Genomic DNA, 17,647 nt, shown 5'->3' on the forward strand with positions numbered 1-17,647 from the left:
GCGGTCGCGCCCTGCGGCGGCGACATAAGCAACAGACGCGGCTCACGGTCCACGGCGGCCATCGCGCGCTTTATCGCCCGGGAGAGTGTGGCGCCGGTCACAACATCGTTGCCTTGGCCGGTAGGCTCCATGCAGGGATACGACACGGCCTGTGCGGGCCACCCGCACAGTTCCGCTACAGCTTCGGACGCGGCGGCGAACGATCATGCGCGGCCCTCGGCCGCATCGACACGGTCGTCGCCAGGCTCGACTCGCGCAGGACGATCGATAGACTTGGCGACCGACGCTGCGCCGATGGGCGTGCGTCCACTCAGCGAACAGGATCATTGCGATGTCCGGAATCGAAACCGCCCGCCTGCGTACGGCGCTGGCGGCTGTGTTGTGGTTGACCCTCTGCCAGAACACGGCCCAGGCCGACGTCGCGCCGGCGCCGGCGGCCACGGCAACGCAGCCCAAGGCAGCCGCGCCGGACACCGCCCCGGCCTGGCGGCGTTTGAATACCGAAGCGTTCGCGCGCAAGCAGGACGACATCTATTTCGCCGATCGTTCGACCGGCTGGTACGGCAACGGCAAGGGCCTGGTCTACCGGACCCGCGATGGCGGCGAGACCTGGAGCAAACAGTGGGAGCAGCCCGGCACCTTCGTGCGCGCGCTGGGTTTCGTCGACGCCGACGTCGGCATTCTCGGCAACATCGGTCCGGACTCGTTCCCGGGCGCGACCGATCCGTTGCCGCTGTATCGCACCACCGACGGCGGCGCGAGCTGGGCACCGGTCGAACGCATCGACGGCCCGGCCCCGGTCGGCATCTGCGCGATCGACGTCCTGCACAGCGAATACATCAACGCCGGCGTGCTCGACCGGCGCACGACCCTGCGAGCCGGCGGCCGTGTCGGCGGGCCGGCGTTCCTGGCGACCTCGCGCGATCTCGGGCGCACCTGGACCTCGGTCGACATGAGCGCGCACACGGCGATGATCCTCGACGTCAAGTTCGTCAACGAACAAGTCGGCTTCATCGCAGGCGCCAGCCATTCCGATGTCGCCCAGTCGCATGCGCGCATTCTCAAGACCCGCGATGGCGGGCGCAGCTGGCACGCGGTGTACGAGAGCCGGCGCCCGTACGAGATCACCTGGAAGATGTCCTTCCCGTCGGAGCGGGTCGGTTACGTCACCGTGCAGAACTACGACCCCGAGACCGCGGTCGTGCAACGCTACGTGGCCAAGACCGTCGACGGCGGCGAGACCTGGAGCGAGCTGCCGCTGGTCGCCGACCACAAGGTCCGGGAATTCGGTGTCGGCTTCGTCGACGAACTGCACGGCTGGGTCGGCGCTACGCCGAACGGCTTCGAGACCCGCGACGGCGGCAAGACCTGGACGCCCGGCCGCTTCGGCGCCACCAGCAACAAGTTCCGCATCGTGCGCGACGCGAAGGGCACCAGCGTGTTCGCGATCGGGCCGGAGGTCTACAAGCTCGACCTGCCTGCGGCTGCTCGCTGAGCCAGGGTAGGAGCGGCGTCCTGCTGGATTTCCTGGGGTCACAAGCCGCGACCGCGTTGCCTCAGTCTCGCGTCGTTTCTTTCGGAGCCGCAAGGGGTAGGAGCGACGTAAGTCGCGACCGCGCAGTTGCCGATTGTTGTGCCTCTGGCCGCAGATCGGTGAAGCAACATCAAGATCTAAAGCTTCCGTCCGCTGACGCGGCCGGGTTACTTTCTTTTGCTGGCCCAAAAGAAAGCTAACCAAAGAAAAGGCCTTCCTAGACGAAGCTCCCCTGCGAGTTCGCAGCGGTCGCCGGGATTTTCCGATAAGACATCCTTGTCTTATCGGAAAACGGCGCACGTCCTGTGCGCCGCCCTCCGGGTCTACGGGCGTTCTCGCGAGCTCGGCGCGACGCCAAGCCGTTTGAAGCAACGGCAACCGCGTACCGCGTTGGGGTAGGAGCGGCGCGAGCCGCGACCGCGAACCACGGCGTGCTGCGCAGGCGATGCCGGCGAGGTGAATGCGACCGGCGATTGGCATTCCCGATCCGCGCCAACGCCTCCCTCGCGAACACAACGCATACAAATCTAGGTCGAGAGTCATGCTCATGCGGGCCGATCCGGCATGGGATGATGCCGGTCACGCGATACGACGGATGCGCAGCAGCCATCTGCGTCGCGACTTCGACCATTGCGTCCGCGTCGACCGGCCACCGTCTGCGCGGGCGCTACCGCCCAGGCTTTCGACAGGACTCCCCGCGATGTTGCGACCGCTCGCCCTTTGCCTTGCGCTGTCTTCCCTGCTGGCGCTGCCGGCGACCACGCGCGCCGCGAATGCGGCCCTGGTCGATTCCTTCGACCTGGCCGTTCCCCAGGCGCCGACACCGGTGATCCAGGAAGGGCGGCAACGGCTGTATTACGAACTGCACCTGACCAGCTTCAACGAAGCGGAATTGGCGGTGGACGAGCTGCGCGTGATCGACGATGCCAGCGGCGCGGTGATCCAGCGTTTCGCCGGCAAGGATCTCAGCGACCGCTCCCGCGTCATCGGTCGCCCCGGCGCCAGCCTGGCGGCCTTGCGGCCGGGCGAGCGCGGCGTGATCTATCTCGAACTCGACGTCGGCACGCGCGCGCCGCGCAAGCTGCGGCATGCGCTGGGCTTCCGCAGGCTCGCCGCAGCGACGGCGAACTCGGTCGAAGGCGCGCGCGTCGAGGTTGGCCAGCCTGCGCCGGTATTGCTCGGGCCGCCCCTGCGCGGCGGCCCCTGGGTCGCGATCCATTCGCCGGACTGGCCGCGCGGCCATCGGCGCGTGTTCTACACCATGGACGGGCGCGCGCGGCTGCCGGGCCGGCACGCGATCGACTGGGTGAAGGTCGACCCCTCCGGGAAGACCATCATCGGCGACCCCGATCTGGTGACGAGCAACCTGGGTTACGGCGCCGAGGTGCTCGCGGTGGCCGATGCGCGAGTCGCGGCGGTGCGCGACGACGCCGTCGAGGCCGCGCGCGTCTCCGCCAACCCCAAACACGATTTCGACGAAGCGCCCGGCAACTACGTGGTGCTGGCGCTGGCCGACGGCCGCCATGTCGCTTACGAACACCTGAAGCCGGGCAGCCTCAAAGTGCGCGTGGGCGATAGCGTGCGCCGCGGCCAGACCATCGCCGCGCTCGGCTTCACCGGCGATGCGACCGGGCCGCATCTGCACTTCCACGTCGCCGACGGCATCACGCCCTTGTCGTCGGAAGGCCTGCCGTACGGTCTCAGCGGCTTCCGCGTGCTCGGACGCTACGAGCGCCTCGACCGGCTCGGCAAGGAGCCCTGGCAACCGCTCGCCGAAGGTTTCGTCGCCGAGCGCAAGGGCGAGCAGCCGGGCTCGAACACGGTGATCGAATTCCCGCGCTGAAGCCTGTTCGCCTGCTGCGGGCGTTATCCTGACCGGGCTCGATCCGCGCCACGAAGCCCAAAGTTGGGCGCGAGGATCGATTCCCGGCGGGATCACGACGCAGGCATGTCCGAATTCACCGTAGCGCCCTTGCTGAAGACGCCGACCGTCGCGGTCTGGGACTTGTGCTGTCCCGGCACCGGCGAGCATGCGCATGCCGAGGATTGCGTCGGCGCCACCCACCTGATGTTTCCCTACCGCGGCCTGTACGTGCGCCAAGTCGGCGAGGATGCGGCGGTGGCCGAGGCCGGGCAGGTCTTGTTCTTCAATGCCGGCGAGGACGGCCGCATCGTCCATCCGGTGCCCGGCGGCGACGCCAGCCTGGCGGTGCGGGTCGACGAGGCGATGCTGCGCGAGCTGGCGCCTCCGGCCTTGCTGCGCGCAGGCGCGGCGCTAGCGTTCCGGCAGCCGCGCTTGCGCATCGATCCACGCGCGCAGGCGCTGGTCGCGCTGCTGCGCCACAGCCTGCGCGAGAGCATCGCCGAGTCGCTGGAGGCCGAAAGCCTGGCCCTGACCCTGGTCCAGCGCTCGCTCGGGCCGCGCACTTCGCACGCGGCCGGCGCCAGTCTCGGCCGCCAGCGCCTGGTCGATCGCACCAAGCTGGTCCTCGCCAGCGATCTGTCGCGGCGCTGGGCGTTGGATGAGATCGCCGCCGAGGTCGGGGTGTCGCCGGTGTACCTGACCCAGGTGTTCAAGCAGGTCGAAGGTTTGCCGTTGTATCGCTACCAACTGCGCCTGCGCCTGGCGCGCGCGCTGGACCTGCTGGCGCAATACGACGACTTGACCCAGCTGAGCCTGGAACTGGGTTTCTCCAGCCACAGCCATTTCAGCGCGGCGTTCCAGCAGGCCTACGGCCGCAGCCCGACCGAATTCCGCCAATCGGCCCTGCAGCGCTAAGGGCTCGGCAAGCGGGTGCGGCAAGTCGCTAAAGATTTCGACAGCGGCCTTCCGGCCCCCGTGGCCTACTGAACCTGCCCGGCGTTCGGGCGATTCGGAGAAGCTGTCATGACGGAAAAAACCTGCGCGGCCTGCGATTGCCCGCTCGACGAGAACTCCTATCAGGTCAAGATCGGCGGCAAGGCGGTGGAAGTCTGCTGCGACGATTGCGCACGCAAGCTCAAGGAAGCCTACGGCTCCGCCGCCGCGCCGAGCCAGGGTTGATCATGGACGGCGATCTTTCCTCCCCCACCCAGGCCAGCGTGCAGACCCCGTCGGGCCGCATCGCTTACCGCGAGCAAGGCGCCGGCCCGGTCGCGCTGTTCGTCCACGGTGTGTTGCTCAACGGCCATCTGTGGCGGCACCAGCTCGCGCATTTGTCCGACCGGCGACGCTGCATCGCGGTCGACCTGTTGGCGCACGGCGATACCGAGATCGCGCCCGGCCAGGACGTGTCGGTCACCGCCAATGCGCGGATGCTCGCCGAATTCCTCGACGCCCTGGGCATCGATCGGGTCGACCTGGTCGGCAACGACAGCGGCGGCGGCATCGCGCAGATCTTCGCCGCCCTGCATCCGCAGCGCGTGCGCAGCTTCACCCTGACCAACTGCGACACCCACGACAACTGGCCGCCGGAAGCGTTCAAGCCGTTCCTGGCGATGGCGGCCGGCGGCGGACTCGGCGATGCGCTCAAGGCCATGTTGGACGACAAGAGCGTATACCGTTCGCCGCAGGCCCTGGGCCTGGCCTATGAGGACCCGCAATCCCTGTCGGACGAGAGCATCGAAACCTATCTGCGGCCCCTGCTGCGCAGCGAGCAGCGCACCCGCGATCTGCAGCGTTTCCTCGCCGCATTCGATAATGCGCACACCCTCGCCATCGAGAGCCAGCTCAAGCGTCTGCAGGCGCCGACCTTGATCGCCTGGGGCACCGACGACGTGTTCTTCCCGACGAAGTGGTCGCAGTGGCTGGCCGATGCGATTCCCGGCACCCGCAAGCGCGTGGAGTTCGAAGGCGCGCGTATCTTCTTCCCGGAAGAGCGTTGGGCGGAATTCAACGAAGAACTGCGCGCGCATTGGCAGGCCAGCGCCTGACCGTGTCTGCACTTGATCGCCCGCCGTCGCGCCGAACGGCACGGCAGCGGGCGATCGGGCCGCGCTGACGGGTTTACCTCGGTTCGACCGGGCCGAATACCAGGCGTGCGACCGAGGCGTGGATCGCGTCGCGTCCGGGGCCATCCAGCGTGGAGCCGGTCAGATAACAGGAGAGCAGGATCGGCGCGCGTTCCGGCAGCCAGATGATCGCCAGATCGTTGCTGGTGGTGTCGGCGGTGCCGGTCTTGTCGCCGACGCGCGAACCCTTCGGTACGCCGGCGCGCAGGCGCTTGTCGCCGGTGCGGTTGGCGACCAGCCAGGCGGTGAGTTGTTGCCGCGAAGCCGGCTTCAATCCGTCCTGCAGCAACAGCTTGCGCATGGTCGCGACCATCGCCAACGGCGAGGTGGTGTCGCGCGGGTCGCCCGGGATGGCGCTGTTGAGCTCAGGCTCCTTGCGGTCCAGGCGCGTGGTCGGGTCGCCGATGCCGCGCAGGAACGCGGTCAGGCCGGCGGGGCCGCCGACCAGGGGCAACAACAGATTCGCTGCGGTGTTGTCGCTCAGCGTCATGGTCGCCTCGCACAACTGGGCGACGCTGGCGCTGGAACCGGCCAGCGGCTCGGTCACCGGCGAGTAGGCGATCAGGTCGCTCTTGGCGATGGGTATTTTCTTTTCCAGATCGAACTTGCCGCGCTCGACCTCGCGCAGCACCGCCGCGGCCAGCAGGAACTTGAAGGTGCTGCACATCGGGAAGCGTTCGCGGCCGCGCCAATCGAAATGCTGGCCGCTGCCGGTGTCGAGCATGCCGACGCCGAGGCGCCCGCCGCTGTTCTTTTCCAGTACGCGCAACTGCGCGCTCCAATGGCTGGTCGGCGCCGTGGCCGCAGTCTTGGCGAATGCGTTCAGATGGGGGCCGAGGCCGGCGGTCAGCAGCAGGCCGCTGGCGCAGTGCAGGAAGTCGCGTCGATGCATGGGTGGTCTCCTGTGGGTCACCGATTATTGGAAGCCTGATCGGTGCCGACAAACGAAGTTTTCTAAGGGCTGGTACAAGATTTTCTTGCGGCGGCTGCAGGGAGCGAGGCGGTATCGAACGATTTCGCCGATGGCCTGTGACGGAATCGCGAAGGCGGCGTTGCGAGGTGGTCGCGGCTCGCGCCGCTGCTACCCGGCGGTGCGCGGGGCGGGTACGGCGACGCCCCAAGGGTTACAGAGCGGGATTCATCGAGCCATGCTTGGATCGCCAGGGCCCGCGTTCGATGCGTTCTGCCTGTTTATCTGCAACCGATCGCATATTCCGCGCATCTACAGCGGACTGGCCCCGGAGTCCGTCGCATGAATCCTTACGCCCAACTCATCCTCTTCGCCTCGCTGGCCGTCATCGTCGCCGCTCCGATCCTGTTCGGGGCGATGGGTATGTGGCGCAGCCGTTCGGTCGCGTCCGCAGCGACAGTGGGCCCCGCCGGTCCATGGCGCTGGCAGCGCACGCTTCATTCCAGCCTGTTGTACGCGCTGAGTTTCAGTCTGATCTTCTTCATCCAGGAATTGTTCCTGGTCGTGCCCAAGGCGTTGACCCCGGGATTGCGGGCGACGCTGTACCACAACAATCACAACTGGACCGGCGATAATCCGCTCGCCCACCTGTTCCAGGGCACCGGTGCCTTGGCGATCCTGTTGACCGCGTTGGGCTTCGTGGCTTGGCTCAAGCTGCGCCCTCCGCGCACCGAGACCGCGCGGCTGTTCGCGATCTGGATGGCCTTCCACGGGTTTTTCCAGTCCCTGCCGCAGGTGGTGGTCGGCGCGGTCCTGCCGCAGAACGACGTCGGCATGGCCTTCGGCTATCTGCAATTGGCCGATACCACCAAGCTCGTCGCCGGCCTGATCGCGCTGGTCGTCATCGCCGCCATCGCGATCGGCTTCGCCGCACCTTTGCTGGCGCTGGCACGCGATCCGGCCGAGGTCGCCACGCCGGGGCGGCGCAGTGGCTTCATGTTCCGCATGGCCACCTTGCCGGCACTGCTCGCCTTGCCGCTGATCGTGGCGATGCGCGTGCCCGGCAGCCTCGACCAGGTCGCGATCGTGCCGGTCGCCGAGTTCGTGATCGGCGTGTTCTGGTTGCAGGCCTATGCCTGGTGCGCCCAGCCGCGGCGGGTGGGACAGGCCGAGCCCGCGTCCTCGATCGCGGGCGTGCTGTCGCTGGTGATCGCCCAGTTGCTGATCTTCCAGTTCGCGCTGCGGCCGGGCATCGCGTTCTATTGATGCAGCGGCCGCGCCTCGCCGGCTAGCCGCCGCAGGCCGGGGCCTGCGCCGTTTGCGCGCCGGCCCTGCGCATGGGCGCGAAAATGATCAGGCTCAGTGCGGCGAGCACGCACACGCCGATGCCGCCATACCACAGCACCCAACCGAAGCCGTGCACCAGGGCCTCGCGCGCCACCGTATGCGCATCGCCCGACAGCGCCAGGCCGCCCAGCGCACCGACATCGCCGGCCGCCACGCGTCCGGCCAAGGCCCGCAGCTGCGCGCCGTCGAGCGCCGCACCCAACATCGGGCCGTACACCGAGCGCAGATGCGCGGCGATGCCGGCGACCAGGATCAAGCCCATCAGCGCGATGTTGATCGCCAAGGTGATCAGGCGCGCGCTCATATCGATGCCCGAGGCCATGCCGGTGCGCGACGCCGGCACCGAGGCGGTGGTGGTGTTGCTGACCGGCGTATTGGTCAGGCCCAGGCCGCAGCCGGCCAACAGCGCGCCCGGCAGCATCGTCATCCAACTCGCCCCGTCCACCGCGCTGCCGTAGCGCATCGCGATGAAGCCCAGGCCGATCGCGAACAGTCCCAGCGGAATGATCCAGGCCGGCCGATAACGCGCCGACCAGCGCTCGGCCAGCGGCGGCATCGCCAAGGTCGGCAGCGTGTACGCCAGCAAGGCCAGGCCGGCAGTCACTGCGTCGTAGCCCAGTGCGCTCTGGAAGTAGATCGGCAGATAAATCATGAACGGCCAGAAGCTGAAGTTCATGCCGATCGAGCCCATGATCGCCCCGGAAAACTCGCGGATGCGGAACACGCCGAAATCGAACATCGGATGCGGATGGCGCTTTTCCACCCAGACGAACGCGATCAGGCTCGATGCGGCGAACGCGAGCACGCTCAGCAAGGTCGGATCGGCATAGCCCGATTCCGGCGCCTGGGTGATGTAATAAGTCAGCGCCAACACGCCCAGCGACAAGGTCGACAAGCCGCCGATGTCCAACCGGTGCGACTGCGCCTCGCGCGATTCCTCCGCGCCCGCTGCGATCATCGACCGGGTCAGCAGCGCCAGCGGCGCGTGCACCAGGAACACCCAGTGCCAGTTCGACAGCGCGACGATCGCGCCGCCGATGATCGGGCCGAACCCCAGGCCGAACCCGAATACGATGCCGAACACCGCGAACGCGCGGCTGCGCTCGCGGCCGTCGCGGAACTGGTGCGACAGGATCGCGAACTGGCTGGTCAGCATCGCGCCGCCGGCCAGGCCTTGCAGAAAACGCCCGCCGATCAACACCGGCATGCTCTCGGCGAGGCCGCACAGCAGCGAGGTCAGGCCGAACGCGATCACGCTGATCACGAACACGCGCCTCCGCCCGTAGCGATCGGCCAAGGTGCCCGCCGCCATCAACACGGTGGTGCAGGCGAGGGTGTAGGCGTTCATCACCCACTGCATGTCGCGCAGATCGCCGTGCAGTTGGCGTTCCAGCGTCGGCAGGATCACCGGCACGCTGGAGATTTCCAGGCCGAACATCAGCGCGGCCAGGCTGACCGCGGCGAGGGCGAGACGGTTTTTGGCGGATCGGGACAGGCTCATGACGGCAGACTCATTGCGGCGCGCTCGAAATGGGATGGGGAGAGACCGATCGAAGGCGAAGTGCAGCGCGGAAACGTCGGCGCGAGCGGGCGCACCGCGATGCCGCGCGGCGTCGCGTGATGGGGTTGGTGGGTGGGGCGGTGCGGCGAGCGACGGCTTCGCGGCGATCCAGCGCGTTCGCGGGAATCGAAAGCGTTACAGCGGGCCGGTAGCCGCGACCGCCTCGCCGGAAGCGATGGCGCTCATTCTGGTCGAGCCAGACTCATGAGGGAAATGATTTAATTTTGTAGAATCCATTAAAGGCCGTCATGAATCGGCCGAGCCCAGGCGGCCATGGACTTCGATCCGACCTTGCTGCGCACCTTCATCGCGGTCAACGACGCCGGCGGTTTCACCCGCGCGGCCGAACGTCTGCATCTGACTCAATCCGCGGTCAGCCATCAGATCCGGCGCCTGGAGGAGCACGTCGGCCGCGCGCTGCTCCATCGCACCACCCGCCGATTGACCCTGACCGAAGACGGCGAAGACTTCCTGCGTCACGCCGAACAGATTCTGCAATCGCTCGATGCCCTGTCGCGGCGCTTCCAGCCTTCGCCGATTACCGGTGCGGTGCGTTTCGGCGTACCCGAGAACTTCATCGGCGACCGTCTGCCCAACCTGCTGTGCCAGTTCACCCGCGCGTTCCCGAACGTGCGCATGGACGTCAGCGTGAGCATGAGCATGGACCTGCGACAGATGGTCGACGCCGACGAACTCGATCTCGCCGTGGTCATCGCCTTGCCCGGCGACGACGCCGACACGGTGCTGCGGCGCACGCGTTTCGTCTGGGTCGCGTCAGACAGCTTCGACATCGCTGCCGGCCGCTCGCTGCCGTTCGCATTCTTCCCTTCGCCGTGCATCAATCGTCAGGTCGGCGTTTCCGCGCTCGACGGCACCGAGGTCGAGTGGCATGTCATGTTCACCTCGCCGAGCCAGCAAGGCTTGAACGCGGCGATCTCGGCGGGCCTGGGGATCACCGTGATGGTGGAAGACGACGTCCTGCCCGGCATGCGCATCGTCGACGGCGAATACGGCCTGCCGCCGCTGCCGCCGGCCCAGTTCGTCCTGCTGCGCCGCCCGGGCGGCTGCACGCCGGCGGTAGCGGAGTTCGGGAAGTTGGTGTTGGCGCTGCCGTAGCAAACCCGCGGCCCTGATGGTTCGAGGGCGGGGCTTCGTTGAGCGTATCGAGTGAATCCCGGCCTTCGTAGCGTCGTCACGCTGCGCGGTCGCGGCTTACGCTACTCCTCAAAATGCCGGTTCGACCCCTGTAGGAGCGGCGTAAGCCGCGACCCACGCCAAGCCGATTCCCAAGCCGATTCCCAAGCCGATTCGAGCACTGCTGGTGCAACGCGAATCATGGCTCGCGTCGCGCTTGGCCGCCCACCGTCGCGGCTCGCGCCGTTCCTGCCCATCGGACGGCGGCCTCTCCGGCCCAGGCCGCAAGATGCCCAATGGCCGATGGACCCATCACGCCCTCCTGGCTAGTATCGGCCGGACCATCCGAGGGCCCCTCCATGAAGTTGCCAATCGCCACACCGCTGGCGGTGCTCTGCGCCGCCGTCCTTTCGCTGCCGGCCATCGCCGCCAAGCCCGCCAAAGCCCCCAAGCCGCCGAAAGCGCCGACCTTCGACGCCAAGCGCCTGTCGGAAGAGGTGAAGGTGCTGTCCTCCGACGAGTTCGAAGGCCGCGGCCCGGCCACCGCCGGCGAGACCAAGACCATCGACTACGTCGTCGCCCAACTCAAGGCGGCCGGCGTGCAGCCCGGCGGCGACCTGCAAGGCAACAAACGCCTGTGGACCCAGGCCGTGCCCTTGCTGCGCTCGGACATCGAGGGCACGCCGAAGCTGTCGGTCACGGTGAAGAAGAAGGCCCGCGCCCTGACCCAGGGCAACGAGATCGCCGTGCGCGCCGCGCTCGACGGCTCCAAGGCCGTGGCGATCAAGAACGCACCGCTGGTGTTCGCCGGCTATGGCGTCACCGCGCCAGAGCGCAACTGGGATGATTTCAAGAACGTCGACCTCAAGGGCAAGATCGCGGTCGTGTTGATCAACGACCCGGACTTCGAGACCGGCGAAGGCGAGTTCGGCGGCAAGGCCATGACCTACTACGGTCGCTGGACCTACAAGTTCGAGGAAGCCGCGCGCCGCGGCGCCGTCGGCCTGCTGATCGTGCACGAGACCGCGCCGGCATCCTACGGCTGGGCCACGGTCAAGAACTCCAACACCAACACCATGTTCGACGTGGTCCGCGACGAGCCCGGCAGCGCTCACCCGACCATGGAAGGCTGGATCCAGCGCGACCTCGCCGTGAGCCTGTTCAAGAGCGCCGGCCTCGACTTCGACAAACTCAAGAAGCAGGCGCAGACGCGCGACTTCAAGCCGGTCGTGCTGAAGGGCGTGACCCTGTCGGCCAACTACGCGGTGAAGAGCGAAGTCATCACCTCGCAGAACATCGTCGGCCGCGTCGACGGCAGCAAGAAGTCCGACGAGACCGTCATCTACAGCGCGCACTGGGATCACCTCGGCGTCGGCGCGCCCGACGCCAAGGGCGACACCATCTACAACGGCGCCGTCGACAACGCCACCGGCATCGCCTCGCTGATCGAACTCGGCCGCGCCTTCGCCAAGGGCAAGCGCCCGCAGCGTTCGGTGGTGTTCCTCGCCGTGACCGCCGAAGAGAAGGGGCTGCTCGGTTCGGAGTACTACTCCTCCAAGCCGCTGTACCCGCTGGCCAAGACCGTCGCCGTGATCAACATGGACGCCTTCGATCCGGGCGGCGTCTCGCGCGACTTCACCACCTCCGGCAGCGCCAAGCAGGAGCTGCTCGACGAGTTGATCGCCACCGGCCAGCGCTGGAATCTCAACTACGTCACCGACCCGAAGCCCGAGGCCGGCCACTTCTTCCGCTCCGATCACTTCCCCTTCGCCAAGCGCGGCGTTCCGGCGATTTCGTTCGGCTCGGGCGAAGACAAGGTCGAGGGCGGCTCCGCCGCCGGCAAGGCGGCCGAAGAGACCTACACCCGCGACCGCTACCACCAGCCGGCCGACGAGTGGGAAGCCAGCTGGACCTTCGGCGGTATCGCCCGCGACCTGCAGATCCTCTACACCCTCGGCAACGACCTCGCCAACTCCCGTCGCTGGCCGAACTGGAGCGAGGATTCCGAGTTCCGCGGCCAGCGCGACGAGACGGCGGATCAGCGTCCGGCGAAGTAATGCCCAGCAATAGTCGGCACTGATCGCACAGTGCCGACGACGAAACGGTCGCGGTGGAGCCGACGCTCCCCGCGGCCGTTTTTGTTTGCGAAGTCTCGCGCGACTCGTTCGCTCGTCATGCTCGGTCGAGCTTCGCATCGCGACGCAAGCGCAACTTTTGTTTGCTCTTGTGCGGGCTGGGGTTTCGCGGGCTGGCGCTCGATGCCGTCGATCCGGACATCTACGGGGCTGAAGCCAGGATCGACCCGGCCGAGGCCAATGCACTGCTGGCGGGATTCACGGCCCTGTCCCTGCCGATGTTCCTTCCATCCGCCCGGTTCGGCCTCGATGGTGTTCGTTACGGCATTGCCTTCGGCGATGGTTGGTGCGGCACCGAGGTCGCATGGTGGTCCGAGCCCGACGAAGCCTGGCGTCCGTTGGTGGAGGCGTATGAGCGCACGATCGCCCGCCTGGAGGCCAGGCTGCCGGCCAGCACGTTGCGGGCCAAGGCTTGAGCGGTGAAGGCAGGAGCTGGTTGCTGGCAGGTGCCGAACTGAATCAATGCTCGATTAACGTGTCGTGCCGGGGTCAGATTTTTCTGATTGCCAAGCCTCGCCAGTCGCGATAAAGGTGTTTCTCGTTGCCAACCGATGTTTCACTGGCACAACCGGTCACGGGATCTGTACCAGTCGTCCCAGCGTGGTTCGCGTGAGGACGGCGGTGCCTAGCGAAAGGACACGTATGCCGATCCAATCTTTCGACAAGGGGCATCGGAATCGCCGGTGGCCGGCACACGCCGTCTCCGCAATCGCGGGCGCTGTGGCGTTCCTGCTGCTTGGTTGCGCCGCGGCGGCCCCGCCCAGGGTGACACAGCAGAGCAGGGCACCGAACAGCCCAACTGCGCCGAAACCCCAGCGTTACCACCCGGGCGACGACTGCCTGGCGATCGGTGACATAGACGCGCGCGAGGAATGTTTCGCTCTGTCGGAGGACTACCGGCAGTGCACCACCGGCGACCTGCGTTGTGCTCCCTACAAGGAGATGTATGCCCTGCGTGGGGAACTGGCCAAGCTGGAGGCCGACGCCTATGCACTGGCCGATAAGACCTATGGCGGTCTGAAGATGTGGGACCGGGCTTATCTGGCCGATATGAAGCAAAGCTTCGCCGAATCCAACACGGCGTGGCGCACGTATCGCGACAGCCATTGCACCGCCGAGCAGTTCTACGCCGGCACCACACGCAAGGACATCGGCGATCTGGCCGAAGCCTGCAGAGCGCGTCTGACCCAGGCGCGGATCAAGGAAATGAACATGCTGATTCAAGGATTGAAGCCTCTGGAGGATGGAGACCATGAGCGATGAACCGAGCCGGTATGTCTATAACCCGTTGGATCGCACCACTTTTGAAGCCATCGCGTACAACGCCATAGGCCGCGGCAGCGAGGTCAATACGCTGCCGGCCTATCGTCTGAGCCATAGCAGCGCGGCTTCGGGTTGGTCTGTCGGTCTTATGCAATGGGACTTCGGCCAACCCGGGCGACGGGAAAAAGTGCCGGAACTGCTGGCCGGCTATCAGCAATGGGCACGCGGCGAAGATGCATTCACGCCGGCCGAAATCGCTTCGCTGAGCACACGCTTGCAAGCACCGGGGCAAACTGGAAACGCCCTGAGCCGCGACGAGAAAAGCCGGTTGAACGAATACCTGCGTTCCGACCCGGGGCGTGAATTCGTCAACGGGTTGGACCGCGAGCAGATCGCGTACAAGTGGGAGAGCGTCGGGCAGCCTCTTTCGCGGATTTCGTGGCTTCAGCAGCTCAATCGGACCGATCCGGGCCAGGTGGCGGAAATCGTGACGATGGCTGCCAAGCGATTCAATCAGGGCGAAGTGCGAGGACGCGAGCTGATTTCGCACTTGCGGCAGAACGAAACGACTTCGCAGGGGCTGAGCGACTGGATCGCAGACCATAGCGCCCGGGCGCCGGCCAATCGCGAAAGTGTCGTGAGTGGGCGGGATGCGGCGGTGTCGGCGGTGCGCTTGATGAATTCGTTGGAGCTGGGCGACGGCCCCCTCAGTCGGGCTTGGCGCGAGCAAGTTCACAGCCAGGGCGACGTCGGCCTGACTCAGGATTTCAACTCCAGGACGGACTCGCAGTTGCTCGACGCGATGATGCGAGACCCTGCCAGCGGTGGTCGGATCTTCGCCCAGTTCGATGAAGGGGCGCCGGCCACGGCGGTCGCGATCGCTGGCGCGAACGAGCAGGCGCGAATGGAAATGGCCAGCGTCCGGGTCGACCGCGACGGCGTCCTGACGATGAACACCACTCAAGGCATGGACTATTCGCTGACGCAAGACGGTTGGCAGGTGACCCATCCCCAGCCGGAGCGGCGCGCGCCGGACAGCTTGGATCACATGGAACCCGGGATGTTGCCTTTCGGCCCCGCAGGACGCGGCGCTGGCGCCGATGCCGGCGGTACCAGGCCGGATGCACTACCGCAGGCACCGGTCGACAGCCCCGTCATCCGATCCATTCGCGAACGTTTGCCGGATGCTTTCGCCCAGCACGGCCCGGTGCCGCCGGCCCAGGACCTCGACCGCATCGCCGCCGGCCTTGCGGTCGAGTGCCGGCAGAGTGGCATCGGCAGACCGGATCATGTCGTGGTCGGGCATCCCGCGCCCGATGGCTCGGGCCGGCACGTGTTCGCGGTCGCTGGCGCGTTGAACGACCCGGCGCATCTGCGGGCGCAGGTAACCGGACAGCAGGCGGCAATGACGCCGGTGCAGGACTCGTTGTCGAAGCTCGAGGCCTTGCAGGTCCAGCGCGGTGAGGATCAGAGCCTGGCCCAGCAGCAAGCCGAATATCAGCGCCCACCCGCGATGAAGATGTAGCAATACTTCCCTGCGCTTCGAGTCGCCGTCGATGAACGAGCGCGACCCACATCGCGCTTCAGATTCGCCGTAGCGCACGTTGCATCGGAAGCGTTCCCGCCGGCGCCCGATTCGTTCCCGGATTCTTCCTCGAAACCACGTCGCCGACTGCCTAGCGTGGTCGGGCCGGCGCGGTTGCGCGCCGATTCGGTGGTCTCGGGTTCGAACGGCGTGCGTCATGCGCCGCTGCCGGCGCAAGCCGGCCGACGGGCCGCCGAATCGGGCGTGTCGTCCCTTTGCGTTTCGATCGGGCGCCGTTGCCGGCTTTGCTCGCCATGCGCCATCAACTCAAAGGAATGTCATGAACAAGAAAGTGCTGGTCACTGCGCTGTGCGCCCTGGTCGTGGGCCTGCCGCTATCGTCCTGGGCGGAAGAGTCCGAACAGGAAAGCCCCAAGGAAGAATGGGAGCTGGCCGCGGCCACCGATCCGACGCCGCCGCAGGTGAAGAAGTTCGCCTCGATCCTCGAAGACCTGGATCGGCGCTATCCCGACAGCGGCCAGGTCGATGTCGAGAAATTCATGGAAGCCGAAGGCGAGGGCGTGGCGCTGAGCTATTGCGCGGTGCTCGGCTTCGACGGCGCCTGCGTGATCGAAGAGAAGGAGGGCGAAGAGTTCTTCGTGCCTTACGCCCCGGCCCAGACCACCGCCAAGGGCCTGCTGCGCTGGTGGAGCTGGCTGGAGCCGCGCTTGTTCAGCGTCGGCGTGATTCCGCAGAGCAACTACTGCCCGAGCGGCTATTCCTGGTCGCAGATCCACATGGACGACGAAGACCGCCGCAACGCCAATGGCCGCGGCGGCTGGATCGGCGCGACGTCTTCGGGCGGCAACACCACCTGGCGCTTCTGCAAGGTCGACACCGTGCGCGCGCTGTCGTTCCGGCCCTTGCCGAGCACCGGCAACCAGCACGATTACGCGGTGCTCAACATGGGCGTGTTCTGCCCCTCGGGCGCGCGCCGCTACACCCGCGTGCAGGAGAACGAGATCTGGCGCAACGCCAACAGCTCCTCGGGCGTGATCTTCCCGAACTTCCGCGTCTACAACACCTGGTTCACCAGCTACTGCCACTTCGACGGCGGCGCCTCGTCCTGGCTCGGCCACATGTCGAGCTTCCCGAAACTCGGCTTCGCCTATGGCGTGTTCGGCCCGCAGTCGATGCCGAGCAAGTACGCGCTGGCGCGCGGCTGGGTCCATCAGGACGACGAGGACATCCTCAACTGGAACGGCTGGTGGTTCGGCAGCGGCGACGACGTGATGCACGGCGGCCGCAACACCTGGCGCGGTCTGGTCAAGGTCGAGTGAGTTCGGGCCGCACCGTGGCCGTCGCCGGTCTCCCCTGTAGAGCGGCGGCGGTTGCGGCGCGGTTTGGGCCGGCGTCGCGACGGGGCAGGCATGTCCCGTCGCGATGCATAGGTCGCCAATACAAGGCCTCGTCCGGACTATCCGGGGTGGTTGCAAGCCTGGCCGCAAGCGCGCATTTTGGCGGCGTGGAAGCGGCATCGCCCTTCCCAACCACGGCAGTCGAGGGGGCGGCTTATGGAAGGTGCTGGCGTCTTGCGTGGCGGTTCCGGGCTCAGCCTGTCGCGGGCCGTGGTCATCGCCGGTGTCGTCGCCGTGCATGCGGCTTTGTTGGTGTTGCTGTCCTTGCCGGTCACCGATCCCCTGCGTTCGGCGATAGGCCCCGGCGACGATGAAATCGTCACCGTTGCGATGCCGCGTTTCGACCCGCCCATCATCGGCTGCGGTTTCGGCTGGCAGCGCGGGCAGGCGCGCGAGCGCGAACGCAGACTGATGACGACCCAGGGCGCGATCCGTTCGTCGGTCAGCCCCGTCCCGGCAGCGGATCCGATCGTGCCGGATGTGTTCGGTCGGGTCATGACGCCCGAGACAGCCGGCATGCCCGAGTTCGCCGACACGGTGTTGCGGATATTGGCCGCGCCCGCTCCGGCCTATCCGCTGCAGGCACGACGCAACCGCCTCAGCGGCGTGGTCGAGGTCGAAGTCTTGGTCGGGGTCGACGGCAAGGCGCTGTCGGTGTCGATCGTGCACAGCAGCGGCCATCGAGTGCTCGACCTGGCCGCACGCGAGGTCGTCATGAAGCGCTGGCTGTTCGAGCCGGCGACGCGCGGCGGGGTGCCTGCGCAGGCCTTGACCCGGGTGCCGATCGAGTTCGTGCTCGAAGGTTGAGGCTGCTCCCGGTTGGAGCAAGGC

At 67.0% G+C, this 17,647-nt stretch carries 15 protein-coding genes; 13 read left to right on the top strand and 2 right to left on the bottom strand.

The window, feature by feature from the left end; all coding sequences use genetic code 11:
• The first annotated feature begins 331 nt into the window (after window positions 1-331).
• The 5 genes from ACKN61_RS04280 to ACKN61_RS04300 all read left to right on the top strand — a co-directional run bounded on the left by ACKN61_RS04280 (window position 332) and on the right by ACKN61_RS04300 (window position 5,446).
• A complete protein-coding gene (locus ACKN61_RS04280) occupies window positions 332-1,495 on the top strand; it encodes a WD40/YVTN/BNR-like repeat-containing protein (RefSeq protein ID WP_408952454.1) in 1,164 nt (387 codons plus the stop codon).
• A 739-nt stretch (window positions 1,496-2,234) separates the two neighbouring features.
• Complete coding sequence (locus tag ACKN61_RS04285; RefSeq protein WP_408952455.1) at window positions 2,235-3,377, top strand: M23 family metallopeptidase; 1,143 nt, start codon at window positions 2,235-2,237, stop codon at window positions 3,375-3,377.
• 105 nt (window positions 3,378-3,482) lie between these two features.
• Window positions 3,483-4,313 carry an AraC family transcriptional regulator gene (locus ACKN61_RS04290; protein ID WP_031372025.1) on the top strand — a complete coding sequence of 277 codons (831 nt, stop codon included), beginning with the start codon at window positions 3,483-3,485 and terminating at the stop codon, window positions 4,311-4,313.
• Between the two features lie 108 nt (window positions 4,314-4,421).
• Complete coding sequence (locus ACKN61_RS04295) at window positions 4,422-4,577, top strand: hypothetical protein (protein ID WP_169795662.1); 156 nt, start codon at window positions 4,422-4,424, stop codon at window positions 4,575-4,577.
• Between the two features lie 2 nt (window positions 4,578-4,579).
• Window positions 4,580-5,446 carry an alpha/beta fold hydrolase gene (locus ACKN61_RS04300; protein WP_408952456.1) on the top strand — a complete coding sequence of 289 codons (867 nt, stop codon included), beginning with the start codon at window positions 4,580-4,582 and terminating at the stop codon, window positions 5,444-5,446.
• A gap of 73 nt (window positions 5,447-5,519) precedes the next feature.
• Here the strand turns inward: ACKN61_RS04300 and bla are convergent, their stop codons facing one another.
• Window positions 5,520-6,416, bottom strand: a complete 897-nt coding sequence (gene bla / locus ACKN61_RS04305) for a class A beta-lactamase (protein WP_408952457.1) — start codon at window positions 6,414-6,416, stop codon at window positions 5,520-5,522.
• A gap of 360 nt (window positions 6,417-6,776) precedes the next feature.
• On the opposite strand from bla, the gene ACKN61_RS04310 reads away from it, so the two are divergent.
• Window positions 6,777-7,700 (top strand): hypothetical protein, encoded by a 924-nt coding sequence (locus ACKN61_RS04310; RefSeq protein ID WP_408952458.1) that lies wholly within the window; start codon window positions 6,777-6,779, stop codon window positions 7,698-7,700.
• A gap of 22 nt (window positions 7,701-7,722) precedes the next feature.
• Here the strand turns inward: ACKN61_RS04310 and ACKN61_RS04315 are convergent, their stop codons facing one another.
• Window positions 7,723-9,282, bottom strand: coding sequence for an MFS transporter (locus tag ACKN61_RS04315; RefSeq protein ID WP_408952459.1), 1,560 nt, complete (start codon window positions 9,280-9,282; stop codon window positions 7,723-7,725).
• A gap of 333 nt (window positions 9,283-9,615) precedes the next feature.
• Between ACKN61_RS04315 and ACKN61_RS04320 the strand changes: the two genes are divergently transcribed.
• The 7 genes from ACKN61_RS04320 to ACKN61_RS04350 all read left to right on the top strand — a co-directional run bounded on the left by ACKN61_RS04320 (window position 9,616) and on the right by ACKN61_RS04350 (window position 17,623).
• On the top strand, window positions 9,616-10,458 hold the full coding sequence (locus ACKN61_RS04320; RefSeq protein ID WP_408952460.1) for a LysR family transcriptional regulator: 843 nt from the start codon (window positions 9,616-9,618) through the stop codon (window positions 10,456-10,458).
• 377 nt (window positions 10,459-10,835) lie between these two features.
• A complete protein-coding gene (locus ACKN61_RS04325; protein ID WP_408952461.1) occupies window positions 10,836-12,533 on the top strand; it encodes a M28 family metallopeptidase in 1,698 nt (565 codons plus the stop codon).
• 53 nt (window positions 12,534-12,586) lie between these two features.
• Window positions 12,587-13,027: a hypothetical protein gene (locus tag ACKN61_RS04330; protein WP_408952462.1), complete on the top strand. Its 441-nt coding sequence runs from the start codon at window positions 12,587-12,589 to the stop codon at window positions 13,025-13,027.
• Window positions 13,028-13,253: 226 nt separating this feature from the next.
• The gene (locus tag ACKN61_RS04335) at window positions 13,254-13,874 is read left to right on the top strand and encodes a lysozyme inhibitor LprI family protein (RefSeq protein WP_408952463.1); all 621 of its coding nucleotides are present in this window, start codon (window positions 13,254-13,256) and stop codon (window positions 13,872-13,874) included.
• Window positions 13,864-15,399 (top strand): XVIPCD domain-containing protein, encoded by a 1,536-nt coding sequence (locus ACKN61_RS04340; RefSeq protein WP_408952464.1) that lies wholly within the window; start codon window positions 13,864-13,866, stop codon window positions 15,397-15,399. Before ACKN61_RS04335 ends, ACKN61_RS04340 begins: the two co-directional genes overlap by 11 nt.
• 340 nt (window positions 15,400-15,739) lie before the next feature.
• Window positions 15,740-16,738, top strand: coding sequence for a hypothetical protein (locus tag ACKN61_RS04345; protein ID WP_408952465.1), 999 nt, complete (start codon window positions 15,740-15,742; stop codon window positions 16,736-16,738).
• Between the two features lie 234 nt (window positions 16,739-16,972).
• Window positions 16,973-17,623, top strand: coding sequence for an energy transducer TonB (locus ACKN61_RS04350; RefSeq protein ID WP_408952466.1), 651 nt, complete (start codon window positions 16,973-16,975; stop codon window positions 17,621-17,623).
• Window positions 17,624-17,647 lie beyond the last annotated feature (24 nt).

Source organism: Lysobacter sp. Hz25 (assembly GCF_046097045.1).
Lineage (GTDB): Bacteria > Pseudomonadota > Gammaproteobacteria > Xanthomonadales > Xanthomonadaceae > Lysobacter > Lysobacter antibioticus_B.